13 protein-coding genes and 1 riboswitch are annotated in these 15,442 nt (G+C 44.5%); of the genes, 10 read left to right on the forward strand and 3 right to left on the reverse strand.

Going from position 1 to position 15,442, the window contains the following annotated elements:
• Nucleotides 1-94: 94 nt before the first annotated feature.
• The 4 genes from prpC to JKJ11_RS07980 are packed head-to-tail and all read left to right on the forward strand — an operon-like array spanning nt 95 to nt 6,954.
• Nucleotides 95-1,225: a bifunctional 2-methylcitrate synthase/citrate synthase gene (gene prpC, locus JKJ11_RS07965; protein ID WP_252039038.1), complete on the forward strand. Its 1,131-nt coding sequence runs from the start codon at nt 95-97 to the stop codon at nt 1,223-1,225.
• Between the two features lie 48 nt (nt 1,226-1,273).
• The gene (gene acnD / locus JKJ11_RS07970) at nt 1,274-3,868 is read left to right on the forward strand and encodes a Fe/S-dependent 2-methylisocitrate dehydratase AcnD (protein ID WP_252039039.1); all 2,595 of its coding nucleotides are present in this window, start codon (nt 1,274-1,276) and stop codon (nt 3,866-3,868) included.
• A gap of 10 nt (nt 3,869-3,878) precedes the next feature.
• On the forward strand, nt 3,879-5,054 hold the full coding sequence (gene prpF, locus JKJ11_RS07975; RefSeq protein WP_252039040.1) for a 2-methylaconitate cis-trans isomerase PrpF: 1,176 nt from the start codon (nt 3,879-3,881) through the stop codon (nt 5,052-5,054).
• 19 nt (nt 5,055-5,073) lie between these two features.
• Complete coding sequence (locus JKJ11_RS07980) at nt 5,074-6,954, forward strand: propionyl-CoA synthetase (RefSeq protein WP_252039041.1); 1,881 nt, start codon at nt 5,074-5,076, stop codon at nt 6,952-6,954.
• 1 nt (nt 6,955) lies between these two features.
• Here the strand turns inward: JKJ11_RS07980 and JKJ11_RS07985 are convergent, their stop codons facing one another.
• Complete coding sequence (locus JKJ11_RS07985) at nt 6,956-7,291, reverse strand: hypothetical protein (protein WP_006072426.1); 336 nt, start codon at nt 7,289-7,291, stop codon at nt 6,956-6,958.
• 176 nt (nt 7,292-7,467) lie between these two features.
• Here JKJ11_RS07985 and JKJ11_RS07990 point away from each other — a divergent pair, with 176 nt between their 5' ends.
• Nucleotides 7,468-7,962, forward strand: a complete 495-nt coding sequence (locus JKJ11_RS07990) for a GNAT family N-acetyltransferase (protein ID WP_252039042.1) — start codon at nt 7,468-7,470, stop codon at nt 7,960-7,962.
• Nucleotides 7,963-7,974: 12 nt separating this feature from the next.
• Nucleotides 7,975-9,507, forward strand: coding sequence for a bifunctional NUDIX hydrolase/phosphatase PAP2 family protein (locus tag JKJ11_RS07995; protein ID WP_252039043.1), 1,533 nt, complete (start codon nt 7,975-7,977; stop codon nt 9,505-9,507).
• Between the two features lie 266 nt (nt 9,508-9,773).
• Here JKJ11_RS07995 and JKJ11_RS08000 read toward each other — a convergent pair whose 3' ends face one another.
• Nucleotides 9,774-11,141, reverse strand: a complete 1,368-nt coding sequence (locus JKJ11_RS08000; RefSeq protein ID WP_252039044.1) for an alanine/glycine:cation symporter family protein — start codon at nt 11,139-11,141, stop codon at nt 9,774-9,776.
• 145 nt (nt 11,142-11,286) lie between these two features.
• Nucleotides 11,287-11,386: riboswitch (glycine riboswitch) on the reverse strand.
• Nucleotides 11,387-11,775: 389 nt separating this feature from the next.
• Between JKJ11_RS08000 and JKJ11_RS08005 the strand changes: the two genes are divergently transcribed.
• From JKJ11_RS08005 to JKJ11_RS08020, 4 genes are all read left to right on the forward strand, one after another.
• Nucleotides 11,776-11,934, forward strand: coding sequence for a hypothetical protein (locus JKJ11_RS08005; RefSeq protein WP_006072438.1), 159 nt, complete (start codon nt 11,776-11,778; stop codon nt 11,932-11,934).
• Nucleotides 11,935-11,963: 29 nt separating this feature from the next.
• Nucleotides 11,964-12,707 carry a chromosome partitioning protein ParA gene (locus JKJ11_RS08010; RefSeq protein ID WP_124941137.1) on the forward strand — a complete coding sequence of 248 codons (744 nt, stop codon included), beginning with the start codon at nt 11,964-11,966 and terminating at the stop codon, nt 12,705-12,707.
• A gap of 162 nt (nt 12,708-12,869) precedes the next feature.
• On the forward strand, nt 12,870-13,253 hold the full coding sequence (locus JKJ11_RS08015) for a DUF4156 domain-containing protein (protein WP_252039045.1): 384 nt from the start codon (nt 12,870-12,872) through the stop codon (nt 13,251-13,253).
• A 172-nt stretch (nt 13,254-13,425) separates the two neighbouring features.
• Nucleotides 13,426-14,286: a DNA ligase gene (locus JKJ11_RS08020; RefSeq protein ID WP_006072449.1), complete on the forward strand. Its 861-nt coding sequence runs from the start codon at nt 13,426-13,428 to the stop codon at nt 14,284-14,286.
• 3 nt (nt 14,287-14,289) lie between these two features.
• Here JKJ11_RS08020 and JKJ11_RS08025 read toward each other — a convergent pair whose 3' ends face one another.
• Nucleotides 14,290-15,354: a DUF3080 family protein gene (locus JKJ11_RS08025; RefSeq protein ID WP_252039046.1), complete on the reverse strand. Its 1,065-nt coding sequence runs from the start codon at nt 15,352-15,354 to the stop codon at nt 14,290-14,292.
• Nucleotides 15,355-15,442: the final 88 nt, after the last annotated feature.

The raw sequence follows: 15,442 nt of genomic DNA on the forward strand, positions 1-15,442 counted from the left end.
GAAGCTCAAGAAAACCATTTACTAACTTTATCCAATAACATGATGCCGCGTTAAGAGATCCCAAAAGGGACAAAAGCGGGAAAAGGAGTTCAAAATGCCTAATTCAGCCATAGGTGGAGCCGGTCTTCGAGGCCAAAGTGCAGGTACAACAGCACTATGTACAGTAGGTAAGTCGGGGACAGGTCTTACTTACCGAGGTTACGACATCACCGATCTTGCCAACAATGCGCAATTTGAAGAAGTCGCGCACTTACTATTGCGTGGACATTTACCTAATCAAACAGAGCTTGATGAATATAAAACCATTCTTGTGGGCTTACGTGGCCTGCCAGAATCTCTGAAAAAGGCACTGGAATTGATTCCCGCTGATGCTCACCCGATGGATGTGATGAGAACGGGTTGCTCGATGCTAGGTAATTTAGAGCAAGAACTAGACTTCTCTGAGCAAGAGGCGGCGACAGAGAGAATGCTGGCGTTATTCCCAGCGATTATCTGTTACTGGTATCGCTACAGTCATGATGGTGTGCGTATTGATACCAAGGACCAGTCAGAGGATTGTATTGGTGGCTATTTCCTGAAAATGCTCACTGATAAGTCGCCATCTGAGCTTCACAAAAAAGTGATGCATTGTTCGTTAATTCTTTATGCCGAGCATGAATTTAATGCCTCGACCTTTGCTGCTCGTGTTTGCGCATCAACCTTGTCCGATATTCATTCCTGCATCACCGCAGCTATAGGCACTCTACGTGGTCCACTGCACGGCGGCGCAAACGAAGCTGCCATGGATATGATTCAAGATTGGCGTAGCGCGGACGAAGCAGAAACCAATATCATGCAGATGCTAGCCAACAAAGATAAAATCATGGGTTTTGGACATGCTATTTATCGCGAGAGCGATCCGCGTAATGCACTCATTAAGCGTTGGTCAGAAGAGCTATCTACACAAGTTGGCGATACCTATCTTTACGATGTTTCGGTAAGGGTAGAAGCGGTAATGAAACGCGAAAAAGGTCTGTTCTGTAACGCTGACTTTTTCCATGCGTCGGCTTACCACTTTATGGATATTCCTACCAAACTGTTCACGCCTATTTTCGTCATGAGTCGACTTACAGGTTGGGCTGCTCACGTTTATGAGCAGCGCGCAAATAACCGAATTATTAGACCAAGCGCGGACTATGAAGGCCCAGAAGCAAGAGAGTGGGTGGAAATCAACGAACGTGACTAACTGTGAAAACTAAGCAGAGAAAAAAGAGCGTTTAGAAAGGATGTGAGCATGTCTAATCAAACTATAAATTATCAATATCGCAAAGCTCTCCCCAATTCGCAGTTGGACTATTACGATGCCAAAGCTGCGGTTGATGACATAGAGCCAGGAGCCTACCAGCACTTGCCATACACGTCTCGAGTTTTGGCAGAGAATTTAGTACGTCGTTGCGAACCGTCAGAGCTAGAGGAGTGTTTGTCTCAGCTTATTTATCGCCGTCGAGATAAAGACTTCCCTTGGTATCCAGCCCGCGTTGTCTGTCATGACATTCTTGGACAGACTGCTTTGGTGGACTTAGCTGGATTGAGAGACGCGATAGCTAATCAAGGCGGCGATCCGGCCAGCGTCAACCCTGTTGTTGAAACTCAGCTGATTGTTGACCATTCATTGGCGGTTGAGCATGCCGGCTTTGAGGCTGATGCGTTTGAAAAGAATCGAGCCGTAGAAGAGCGTCGAAATGAAGACCGATTCCACTTTATCGAGTGGTGTAAAACCGCCTTTGAGAACGTTAGTGTAGTACCAGCCGGTAACGGAATTATGCACCAGATCAACTTAGAGAAGTTGTCGCCAGTCGTTCAAACTAAGCAAGGAGTGGCATTTCCCGATACCTGCGTCGGCACAGATAGCCATACGCCTCACGTTGATGCACTTGGTGTTATTGCCATTGGCGTTGGTGGTTTAGAGGCGGAAACGGTGATGTTAGGTCGACCATCCATGATGCGCTTACCAGATATTGTCGGGGTTCGTCTTGTTGGACAGCGTCAACCCGGTATTACCGCCACTGATATTGTGTTGGCGTTAACTGAGTTCTTGCGTGCTCAACGTGTAGTATCGAGTTATTTGGAATTCTTTGGTGAAGGTACTAAGCATCTGACTATCGGTGATCGTGCCACCATTTCAAATATGACGCCAGAATACGGCGCGTCAGCTGGCATGTTCTACATTGACGAGCAGACTATTAACTATCTAAAGCTTACTGGTCGCGATGATGAACAAGTTAAATTGGTAGAAAACTATGCTAAGCAAACAGGGCTTTGGGCAAATGCTTTAGAAAGTGCACAATATGAACGAGTACTTGAATTTGACCTCTCTAAAGTTGAAAGAACCTTAGCAGGTCCCTCAAACCCACATCGCCGATTACCAACTGCTGAGTTAAACCAGCAGGGTATTGCTGCACCTTGGGAGCAGACGCAAGACAAGATGCCAGATGGTGCTGTTATCATTGCGGCTATTACCTCCTGTACAAATACCAGTAATCCAAGAAATGTTGTGGCGGCAGGGTTGATCGCCAAAAAAGCCAATGAGTTAGGACTACTGCGCAAACCGTGGGTGAAATCATCATTCGCACCGGGTTCCAAGGTCGCCAAACTGTATCTAGAAGAAGCGGGATTGTTACCTGAACTCGAAAAGTTGGGGTTTGGCATCGTTGCCTATGCTTGTACCACGTGTAATGGTATGAGTGGTGCGTTGGATCCGCAAATTCAGCAAGAGATCATTGAAAACGATCTCTACACGACTGCTGTATTGTCGGGTAACCGGAACTTTGATGGGCGAATTCACCCCTACGCTAAACAAGCGTTTCTCGCCTCACCGCCATTGGTTGTTGCATATGCGATAGCAGGTACCATTCGCTTTGATATTGAGCGCGATGCTCTTGGTCTTGATGCTTCCGGTAACCCCATCTATCTCAACGATATTTGGCCAAGTGACCAAGAGATCGACGCTGTAGTTAGCCAACATGTGAAACCTGAGCAATTTAACCAAGTGTATATTCAAATGTTCAAGCTGGATGAGGCCGAGAGAGCGAAAAGCCCACTCTATGACTGGCGTGAACGCAGCACTTATATTCGTAGACCGCCATACTGGGAAGGGGCATTGACAGGTAAACGCACGTTGCGAGGAATGCGACCTTTAGCAGTATTGGGTGACAACATTACCACTGACCACTTGTCGCCATCGAACGCGATTCTAGCCACGAGTGCTGCAGGCGAATATCTGACAAGCATGGGCGTGCCAGAAGAAGACTACAACTCGTATGCAACCCACCGTGGCGACCACTTGACCGCGCAAAGAGCGACATTTGCTAATCCAAAATTGTTCAACGAGATGGTTAAAGAGGATGAACAGGTCGTTCAGGGTTCTCTCGCTCGTATTGAGCCTGAAGGCAAAGTCACAAGAATGTGGGAAGCCATTGAGACCTATATGGCGCGTAAACAGCCGTTAATCATTGTAGCGGGTGCTGATTATGGGCAAGGTTCTTCGCGAGATTGGGCTGCAAAAGGTGTGCGCCTAGCTGGGGTTGAAGCTATTGCGGCAGAGGGTTTTGAACGAATTCACCGCACCAATTTAGTGGGGATGGGAGTTCTACCTCTTGAGTTCAAAAAAGGTACCAACCGCAATACGTTAGCGCTTGATGGCACGGAACTGTACGACGTCGTAGGCGATATCAAAGCGGGTTGTGATCTTGCTTTAGTGATTACCCGAACCAACGGGGAAAAACTCGATGTGCCAGTGACTTGCCGCTTGGATACTGAAGATGAAGTTAAAGTCTACTCTGCTGGTGGCGTGTTACAGCGATTTGCTCAAGACTTCTTAGCACAGTAAGGGGAAAGGAATGACGAAACAAATTAAAATTCCTGCGACTTATCTGCGTGGCGGTACTAGTAAGGGGGTCTTTTTCAGCTTGTTGGATCTCCCTCTTGAAGCTCAGCAACCAGGAGCAGCACGAGACAAGTTACTGATGCGCGTAATAGGAAGTCCAGATCCTTATGCAAAACAGATTGATGGCATGGGAGGCGCGACGTCGAGCACCAGTAAAACGGTGATAGTGTCAAAAAGCACCCGTGATGATCACGATATTGACTATTTATTTGGGCAAGTTTCAATCGACAAGGCCTTTGTCGATTGGAGTGGTAATTGCGGCAACTTATCGGCTGCGGTGGGACCTTTCGCTATTCATAGTGGGTTGGTTGATAAAGAGCGGATACCCGAAAACGGTATCGCGAAAATTCGAATCTGGCAGGCAAACATTCAAAAAACTATCATCGCCAACGTTCCTATTGTCGACGGCGAAGTGCAAGAGTTGGGTGATTTTGAGCTCGACGGAGTGACATTTCCGGCTGCCAAGATCGCGGTTGAGTTTGTTGACCCTAGTGACAGCAATGGCTCGATGTTCCCGACGGGTAACTTGATTGATGATCTAGAAGTGCCAAATGTAGGTGTCTTTAATGCGACCATGATCAGTGCGGGTATCCCAACAATTTTTATCGATGCCAGGGAACTAGGTTTATCAGGTGCTGAACTTCAAGATGACATTAACAGTGATGAGGCTTGGCTTGAAAAGTTTGAAATAATCCGAGCGCATGGTGCGGTAAAAATGGGCTTGATTGATTCGGTTGATCAAGCCGCGACTAGGCAGCACACTCCGAAAGTGGCTTTTGTGTCGTCTGCAAAAGACTACGTTTCATCGAGTGGTAAGCCCATTGAGGCCAACAGCGTTGATCTATTAGCTCGTGCTTTGTCGATGGGGAAATTACACCATGCGATGATGGGCACTGCGGCCGTTGCCATCGCCTGCGCTGCAAGCGTAGACGGCACCGTCGTAAATTTGGCTGCTGGCGGAGGCAACCGAGAATCTGTGACGTTTGGGCACCCTTCTGGAACATTGAAGGTGGGGGCGGTTGCTTCACAGTCACCGAATGGCTGGACAGTAAATAAAGCAATAATGAGTCGAAGTGCTCGAATCCTTATGGAAGGTTGGGTTCGTGTGCCATCGGATACTATGAAATAGACATATTGGAGGACGCATTATGTCTGCATATCAACAAGAATATCAGTGGGCTGAGAAGCAACCAGAGTCTTTTTGGGAACATCAAGCAAGAGCCATTGACTGGTTTGAAGCGCCAAAAACCATACTTGAGAAAGATGAAAACGGCATCGAGCGTTGGTTTCCTGACGGCGTTATGAATACTGCTTGGTTAGCACTTGATTATCACTGCGAAAATGGGCGAGGGGAGAAAACCGCTCTCATTTACGACTCACCTGTCACAGGAACAAAGCAAAAGTATAGCTATTTTGAGCTTCGAGATAAGGTTGCAAAAATCGCGGGAATGCTTGCTAAACAAGGAGTGGTTAAAGGCGATCGTGTTGTTATCTATATGCCAATGATCCCGGAAGCGGCAATGGCAATGTTGGCTTGTGCACGTTTGGGGGCGATTCATTCAGTAGTATTCGGCGGCTTTGCACCAAACGAACTGGCTGTCAGAATTGAGGATGCTGAACCTAAAGTCATTATGACCGCGTCTTGCGGTATAGAAATCAATAAGGTTTTACCTTACAAGCCATTGGTTGACAAGGCGATCATGGATAGTCGTTGGAAGCCGAACAATGTATTTGTACTGCAACGTCCGCAATGTGAGGCAGAGCTGAATCAAGAACGTGATTTGGACTGGCAAACAGAATATGAATCCGCGTTGCCCCATGAATGTGTACCTGTGCTTGCCACTGACCCTCTATATATTTTGTATACGTCAGGAACGACTGGGAAACCAAAAGGTGTGGTGCGCGATAATGGTGGGCACGCCGTCGCGATGAAGTACTCAATGTCTGCAGTCTACAACATGCCAACTGATGGCGTATATTGGGCCGCGTCGGATGTAGGTTGGGTAGTAGGGCATTCTTACATTGTTTATGCACCGCTTATTCACGGTTGCACTTCAATTCTTTTTGAAGGTAAACCAGTAAGAACGCCCGACCCAGGTGCATTTTGGCGTGTGTGTGAAGAATATAATGTTCAAGTGCTGTTCTCTGCACCTACAGCGTTTCGAGCAATCAAGAAGGAAGACCCTAATGGCTTGGAGTTGTCTAAGTATGATATCAGCGGGTTAAAGAGCATCTTTATGGCGGGGGAGCGTCTCGACCCACCGACGTTAGAGTGGGTAGAAACACATACCAAAAAGCCAGTGATCGACCATTGGTGGCAAACGGAAACGGGTTGGGCTATCTCTTCTAACCCGTTAGGTATAGAGGTAATGGGTGTCAAAGCGGGCTCATCAACGAAACCAAGTCCGGGTTTTACCGTTGAGATTCTCAATGAAATCGGTGAGCCAGTTGGCGCTAATCAACAAGGTTTTGTCTCACTTAAACGTCCATTGCCACCAAGTTGCCTTACTACCGTGTGGCGCAATCATGACCGATTTGAATCGGGCTATTTAAGTCAGTTTGAAGGCTATTATGTCTCTGGAGATGGCGGTTATCTGGATGAGGATGGCTACTTATTCATTATGGGACGAGTGGATGATGTCATAAACGTAGCAGGACACCGCTTATCTACTGGTGAGATGGAAGAAATTGTTGGTGGGCATCCAGCGATTGCAGAGTGCGCAGTTGTTGGTGTGCATGATGACCTCAAAGGTCAGTTGCCATTGGGCTTAGTGGTATTAAAAGATGGTGTCAAAGTTGATAGTGGGGAACTGGAACATGAATTGGTCGGTAAAGTTCGTCAGGAAATCGGTGCTGTTGCATGTTTCAAACACGCACTAGTAGTAGAACGATTACCCAAAACTCGCTCTGGTAAGATTCTACGTCGAGTTATACGCCAAATAGCCGACGGTGAAACCTACACTGTCCCTTCGACGATTGATGACCCAAGCAGCCTTTCAGAAATTGAACGAGCGTTGCATACAGACTGATTTAATTGTCATAAGGAACCGAACTCATCTGCCACATTTTAAGAACATGGTTCGGTTCCTCGCAGTTACCAAACAACATTTGATACTTAGGAGTAAAAGGTTCGCCGATATAGGTAGTACGGCTGAACTTTCCGGTCTTTAGGTCGACCTGTGTGACAACTCTTCCTTTAAAATTCTGAAAAATTACGAACTGCTCACTTTGAAATACTAACTGTTCTTGATAGAACCAAAAATGGTCGGTAGTAGCCGTTAACGTACATTTCATCGGCAAAGACGCCAAAGAATAGGGCGCCCATAATAGTAGGCCGAACAAAGTGCAAATCAGTGTACGTGACATATCATGCTCCTTATCGTTTTGGATAAGTATAGTCACCTGAGAGTGTGATATTCACCCACGAGACTCCTACATCATCTTTCATTATGTTTTTTTATTTGCACATGCCTGACAAAACCCTCACACTAGGCGCACATTTGTAAACGACTTTCTCTTTTTGCAACATTTACCACGCGTCTATGACTGATTTAGCCTATAGAATTCGCTCTGCTAATACCCAAGATTTGGAAACGCTAAATGATCTTATGTATGAGTTGCATGAGTATCATCACCAAGCTGTCCCCGAAGACTTCAAACCCGCATCAGAGGTGCAGGAAGAAAAGAGCATTGCACGTTACCTAGATTCACCTGACTGCTTGGTACTTGTTCTAACCATTGATGGCGACAAGCGCGCTCCTCAGATCGTCGGTTTTGTGACGGCGCAGTTTTGTGAACTACTTTCACCGATTAGTAAGTCTTGTTTAATAGGAAATATCGATGAGCTGTTCATAAAACCTGACTATCGGCATCATGGATTTGCTCAAAAATTACTGAAAGAAAGTGAACGTCGTTTAATTGAGTTAGGGGCTAGTCAGATTATGGTTGAGGTCTGGGACTTTAATCACGCCGCTCTGAACTTATATAACAAAGAGGGATTTATCCCTCATATACATTGTCTTAGAAAAAAAATCTAATTAGGTATGTCTGTGACTCAACTTTTGAGCCATATTGCTTTTACGCTATTGCTTGCGCTACTAACAATACATCAGAGCTTTGCTGCTTCGGACATGTCGCCGAACGTAACGTCTAAGGTGCCAAACACCTCGTTCAATAAGCTGTCGGATAATCTCCGAGAACCTTTTGTGCATAATGATCCACCATTAGCTCCTACAATAAGAGGAGCATTGTGTTTGGTTCGTGCTGACGATCGCATTCTGCTGGTCGATGAAATCGTAACGGGAAAGCTATCTTTGCCGGGAGGAACGATTGATAATAACGAAGATCCACGACTCACTGCCCAACGTGAAACATGGGAAGAGGCAGGATTGGTGGTTGTCGTTGGTCAAGAGTTAGGCCGAACTAAACGAGCAGTGTTCTATGAGTGTAAGGTCGAGTCTGACATTATTGCTTACAGTGAGACGAATTATGGTCGAGGGGTAGAACTTCCTATTTATTTTGCACCACATTTTGGTGTGGAGGTACGTAGTGCCAACCTACTGAGCCCAAAATCGGTATCATCGATCGAGTATCGATATCCTAGTCAGTGGCCGATGGTAGAATCTATGTTTGCTGCGATCCCGAATCAGCCTATCAGTTATATCGACAACCTAATCAGTTCTGCACCAAAAGTTCATCAACTCGAATTGTCTTGGCTATCTAGTACACAAGAAGCGCTTGTTGCAGCGCCGAAGCAACTACAAGAGTTAGTTGTTTTAGGTGGTAATGTACTTTACATCTTGTTGCAGCCGTTACTACTTATTTCATTCCTGCCACTGTTCATTTGGCTATGGGGGCGCTACTTTACCGCACAACTTATGTTTGCTGTGACGGCGACCTCGTTATTTATTTTGGTCGCAAAGCAGGGGTTTAGCTTTCCTGTTCCCCATGCTTATTTACCCACGCTTAACTATAACGAGCGAAGCGGGTTCAGCTTTCCCGACTTAATCATGGCGAATTGGATTTGTGTTTCCAGTATCGTGGTGAGTCAAATACAGCCACGCCATTTGAGTAAGTTCGCCATCGCGGCTTTTTTGGTCACTATCATCATCGCGTTCTACCAATTTATAAGTGGGGGTGCATTCTTGTCGGATATGTTAGCCGGTGCAATTATTGGTGCGCTTGTTGGCTGGCATTTTATTAGGCATCATTTTAGCCTTGCGGTCATTGAAGACTACACGTTTACGCGGGTTAAAGTGTGGCTCATACTAACGGCGTTTGCGGCCACCTGTGCTTATATCTGGCAATATCCATCATTTTTAAGCTGGTTAGCGCTGTGTATCGGAATGTTACTGTTCGCTGTCGCAAATGGCTATTGTTCGCCTCGCTCGAAGATGTGTCTGAAAGAGCTCCTCTGTTCTTTGGTACTTATTCTACTGTTATTAATTGGCTATTTTCGTTTGGAAACCATGTTTGCGCACAGTGATATTGGATCTTTGCTGTTACAAACATTGGTGATACCGGTGACTATTATGATTCCGGCTATTGTGATGATCGTGTTTCGTAAGAGAAACTGCCATTAAGACGTTTTAGTAAACGGATTAGCATTTGGCGTAGAGAGGTAACTGATAGTTTATGGATGACGTTAATCTATGGCTTCATTCATTCGGTAGGATATTCCTATGATCATTGCAATTATAGCGGCTTGTTCGGCGTTTATGGCGACATTGGCCACTCAATTAAACGGCGCAACCGATGCGGCACTAGATAGCGTTGCTGACATAATGTTTATGTAAAAAGAAAGGTCTGATTAAACATCAGACCTTTTCTAATTTAAGAGTTGATGACTCTATGCAATAACAGCCTCACGCTCGTCTTTAGAGGTTGAAGCAAAGTAGAGTTTAGTCTCTTCAATAACGACATTTCTGAGCAACACCAATCCAATTAGGTTAGGCACCGCCATTAAGCCATTCACAATGTCGGCAATAATCCAAATTACATCTAGGTGCAAGAAAGCGCCAGACGCGACCAAACCAACGAAGATGATCTTATAAGGTAATACCGCCTTGGTGCCCATGAGGAATACAACGCAACGTTCACCATAGTAATTCCAGCCAAGAATAGTAGTAAACGCGAAGAATATCAGTCCGATCGATACCAGTAGAGGACCGAGAGTATCCGAATTTAGACCGACAGCAAAAGCATGAGTGGTCATAGCTGCGCCAGCAAAATCACTTTGCCACGCACCAGTTAAAATCAATGCAAGGCCTGTCATGGTACAGATAATGATTGTGTCGATGAACGTACCCGTCATAGAGATAAGGCCTTGGCGAACACAGCTATCAGTTTTAGCCGCCGCCGCCGCCATTGGCGCACTGCCTAGACCACTCTCGTTAGAAAATACACCACGAGCAATACCGGATTGAATTGCCAGCATTATGCTGGCACCAACGAAGCCCCCTGTTGCCGCTGTGCTAGTAAATGCAGATACTACGACAAGTTGAATTGCGGCACCTAGTTGTTCGGCGTTCATGACTATAACGCTCGAGCAGGCTAGTACATAAAACACCGCCATGGTCGGTACGACTTTACCTGCCACATTAGCAATAGACTTGATACCACCTAAGGTTACAAAGGCAACAAGAAGAGTAAGAACCGACGCGGAGATCTCGCGAGAGATACCGAAAGAAATGTGGCTTGCATCCAGAATAGCGTTGACTTGCGGAAAGGTACCAATACCAAAACAAGCTACACCAAGAGCAAAGACAGCAAACATCGTGGCTAGGAACTTAGAACCGACACCATCGCGCAGATAGTACATAGGTCCGCCAAGCATCTGTCCTTTATCGTCTACTTTGCGATATTTAACGGCGAGCAAGCATTCGGCATACTTAGTAGCCATACCAAACAGCGCCGCTAACCACATCCAGAATAAAGCACCTGGGCCGCCTAGCTTAATTGCAGTTGCAACGCCTACGATGTTACCAGTCCCTATTGTCGCTGATAAAGCGGTACACAATGCAGCGAAGCTAGAAACATCACCATTACTGGATTTGTCTTTGCTGAATACGAGCTTGAGCGCGGTTGGAAGATGTCTAAATTGAAGTAAGCCAAGTCTAAACGTGAAGTATACGCCAGTACCAACAAGCAAAATGAGTAATGGTGGTCCCCATACAAAAGAGTCGATAGCTTGTAGTAAAGATTGAAGGTCGTTCATGATTTCCCCTTAATAAAACAAAACTTAAGGAGAAGAGAGAAGGGCAGTAATCCACAGACCGAAAATGATCTGAGTTCATTACCACTCAGTATTGACCGTAAACGGTTGTTCGTTACAGTAGAAATATGAGTTGTTCAATGGTGCTATTCTCTCCTCTGTCCTTTTGCCTGAGAGTTTCACTCATTACATGAAATGAGCTTGCTCCTTCGGCGACCGATTTAACGGTTCTCTCCAGAGGTTCCTCCAACTACAGTCCTCACTTTATCCTTATCTAAGATAAGCTCTGATTTCTCAGAATAAAGCACCTGAAAGATTTACTTCTTCGGCGGGTCATACTAACCAAATGTTAATGCAAGGTTAATAAACCACTCTCCTGCAGTCTTCAACGGAACAAATATCTAGTGACTAGATAATCTGTGACGGCAATCCTATCGTAAATAAAAAACGATGTCATGAATAATTTTACAATTTATTTGAGCCAAAATAGGGCGTAGATCGTTCCATTTGGTATATTTGAACATGTTTCTGACTTTAGAATTGAAGTTGTACGCTAAAGTGATGAGTAGTACAGTTAACTCTCTGGAAATTCACTACTTTTGCTTAAAATGTAGCCGTTAGTGCAAAGGAGATGTTTATGACTCGATTGATTGCAATTGCGTTTCTAGTGGCTCTGGCCTTTTTACTGTTTCGATATAGAACCAATGAGAAGGTACAGAAAGGTGTGGTGATTACGGTGCTGTCTGCGTTTGTTATTTATACAGCAACCTTGGTCATATCTGAGTTAATTCGATAAACCTATGAACAACTTTTAAAGAGGTTAGAGTGGATAAACAACCTGAAAATCAGCCGGTCGAAAATGATGATGTCGTCGTCATCGAACAGAAAGATACCCGTGCGAGGTTGTATATTGGCATCGCCGCGGTGCTGGGTTTAGCAGCTGGTGGTCTTATTGGCTCGGCAGTCACGCAAAATGACTGGCAGCAGCGATATAAAGAGCTCGATACCCAATACCAGCAAGCACTAGTTAAAACTCAAACTCAACAATCTAACTTGGATGAAAAACTTGCTTTAGCCGAGTCAGAGTCACAATTAAAGTTGCGCAAAGTGGTGGAAGAGAAAGTGGAACAACATCAGCAACAAGTAGATGCTTTGAATGAGCAGATTTCCAAACTTGAAGCCGATAACCAGCAACTCGAAAACCAGTTGAGTGCTCAAGGTAAGAAACTAGCGCAGCAGAAAAAACAGAATGTTCAACTGGAACGTAAAACGGATATCCAAAGTTCGATGTTCGAACAGTCTCAAGAGCTATTTAAGCGAGAAGCAGAACTGAAAGCTGAAGTGGCTAAGTTGGAACAAGAAAAATCGCAGCTGACTCCAAACTTGAAACGCTGGAAGAAGGATTGTGATCTATTCCTGGAAGGCACATCTTGGGATGCAAAGTCAGATTCATGTGACCGTTATGATTCTGCCACATCACGTATTAGCCAAATCGAGCAGATGTTGAAAGTGCATAATATGGATCTCAACCATATTGCGACGTTGAAAAGCGAACTCGGAATTCAATAACACTCAAGGATTGGCAAAGTAGAAATATCTAAAATTACTTTGCCAATTAATCTCCACCCTGAATTATGAAGTGAATGTCATTCACACTCTGATTCTATGATCTATCAATCTGATTGTAATATGCGGGCTTCATAAGAATCGTATCTTTAGATTGGTGAATAAATGAAAAACTCCACATTATTACTAGTCATTACTTTAATGGTTGGTAGCTCTGCTAAGCCCATTAACCAAGATGCTAAATCGGTCAGAATTGTCGATTCTGCACCTGCAAATTGCTTGTACTTAGGTGAAGTCGATGGAACGCAAGGTAATTGGTTTACCGCCGATTTTACAAGTGACAGAAACATTCTGGTTGGTGCTAGAAACCAGCTGAAAAACGAGGCACATAAACTAGGAGCGAATGTCGTTGTATTACAAAAGAGTGTAGATAATAGTAACGATGGTCTGTACGCTTATGCGGACAAAAATTCGTTTGGTATGTCTAGTAGTAAAGGTACTTACAGTAGTACGTTAATTGGTGAGGCGTATTTCTGCGCGGAACAATGATATTTTTATCGATAAGAATATATTCTATCGAGTTACTTCAAACTCAATTGTAATTGATATATTCCTAGCTACTAGATCATTCAAATTTGCTCGACTTTGCATGGAAATAATCGAACTAAAATACTGTTGTTATCTAGAATAACGTTAATTTTAACGTCTAAAGAACAGTAGAATGAACAGAGCAAATTATTGGCCCTATATTATATCAATATCGATGTTATCAACGGATGGTTTTGCGGAGGGAGTCGCCTACCTGGACACTAAACCTAGCGTTGTGAACGCCATCAATTACGACCAAAGCCTGAATATAAACGAGTACTATGTTAGTGAGAAGTTGGACGGTATTCGTGCTATTTGGACAGGAGAACAGTTAGTGACGCGTTCGGGACGCGTAATTAACGCTCCAGATTGGTTTACACATTCGCTTCCCGCCATCATGGTCGAAGGAGAGTTATGGGCGGGAAGACAGCAGTTTTCAAAAGTCCAAAATACAGTACTTGACCTAAAGCCCGACAATGAAGCTTGGCAAGAAATTCGTTTTAAATTGTTTGACGCTCCTGGGCATTTAGGAACCTTTGAACAACGATATGAGTTTCTTAAGCGTTACTGTGAAAGTGTTGCTTTGAGACATGTTCAATGTGTAGAACAGCGTACTGTTTTAAGTCACAAAGAACTCGATGACTATTTAGAATCGATAACAGCGAACAAGGCTGAAGGGCTGATGCTTAAACTGAAACATGAGGTCTATCATCCGGGCAGAAACCATTCACTTGTTAAAGTCAAAACCGTACAAGATATGGAAGGCCTAGTGGTTGGCTACAAAGAGGGGAAAGGCAAGTATCAAGGAAAGATGGGCGCATTACTTATCGAACTTAGTGACGGCGCACGGTTTTATGTCGGTAGCGGATTTAGCGATATAGAACGTACTAATCCTCCTAAAATCGGAACCATGATTACTTTTAAGCACAACGGTTGGACAGTCAATGGATTACCACGCTTTGCACGATTTTTCCGAATTCGCGATCCAGAGTAGCCATTACGGTTGTCTTATCTCCGTCAGGGTTTTACCACAGCGCTTAAACAACGATTTCCAATAGAATACATGCTGCTGATTTGCCGTTTTGAACTCATCATAAATGCGGTCGAGTCGATAAACCGACACCTTATCTTGCTGGACCTTATCCAAAACGTGCTTGATAAACACCACTTCGCGAGAGATGGCTTGATACTCGCTACTGAGAAACGAGAGGTAAGGCTGAATATCGGTGATGAATAGGTTGTTGAAGATATTAACCAAATAGTTAAAGCGGGTAGTATCTCTGTTAGCCCCACACAAAATTTTATTATCGTACTTCTGTAATTGTTGAGTGGCTACCGTCAGCCACTGTGTACTCGCTTGAAGAGAATAGGCGAGATTTCCGATAAGTTTCGTTTTCTCTAATGTTTCTTGGTACGGTGTAATCGACGGAGGTAAGGTTAAGGTATGGCTTCCTTCGGTCTGTGTGAGAATGTAAGCGGCAATACTATTGAATGTATTTAACGCAGAATGTAATTGAGCCGCTTGACTACTTATCCCTTCATCTAACCACTGATTACCGGATAGCTGAGCGCGCATAGCATTACTGGTAAAGATAAGATTTGAAAAGTAGCTGGGAAGATAACGGTATTTAATGGCCAGAATGTCTTCAAGCTGAGCTTTCACACTTTGCTCTATTTTGTCGGATAACAAGCAGCGCTCGATACCGTCGATTAATGTTATCTGGTAGTCAAAATCACGAAATTGATCCTGGACTTTACCTAAAACAGAATTACGCTCGGCGATCAACTCAAAGAGATGGCATTTTCTGAGCTGATAACTGTCGATAATGCCCAAGGTAGTGCGTGGAATATCGATAGTAATTTCACGTTGGCTAGGAAGGGTGATTAAAGTGATGCTAGGGCTAGGTAACGTGTCGCTGTTTTGAACCGAGGCAATTCTTGACAAATAGTCTTCGAAACGGCTCTCAGCTCCTTTCTGCTCAATACATCCAGACAAGGCGCTTAAGAAAAAAACAAGCGCCATGACTGCTTTTGCTGATGGAGGTGTTGTTAGTGCTTTCAAAGTTTTCTGCGCGTTATATTACGTATCTAGGTATTACGTAAGCGTAGTCTATCTTTGATCACCCTTAATAAACTTATCGATGCTCTAA

This window comes from Vibrio sp. SCSIO 43133, from assembly GCF_023716845.1.
GTDB classification, from domain to species: domain Bacteria; phylum Pseudomonadota; class Gammaproteobacteria; order Enterobacterales; family Vibrionaceae; genus Vibrio; species Vibrio mediterranei.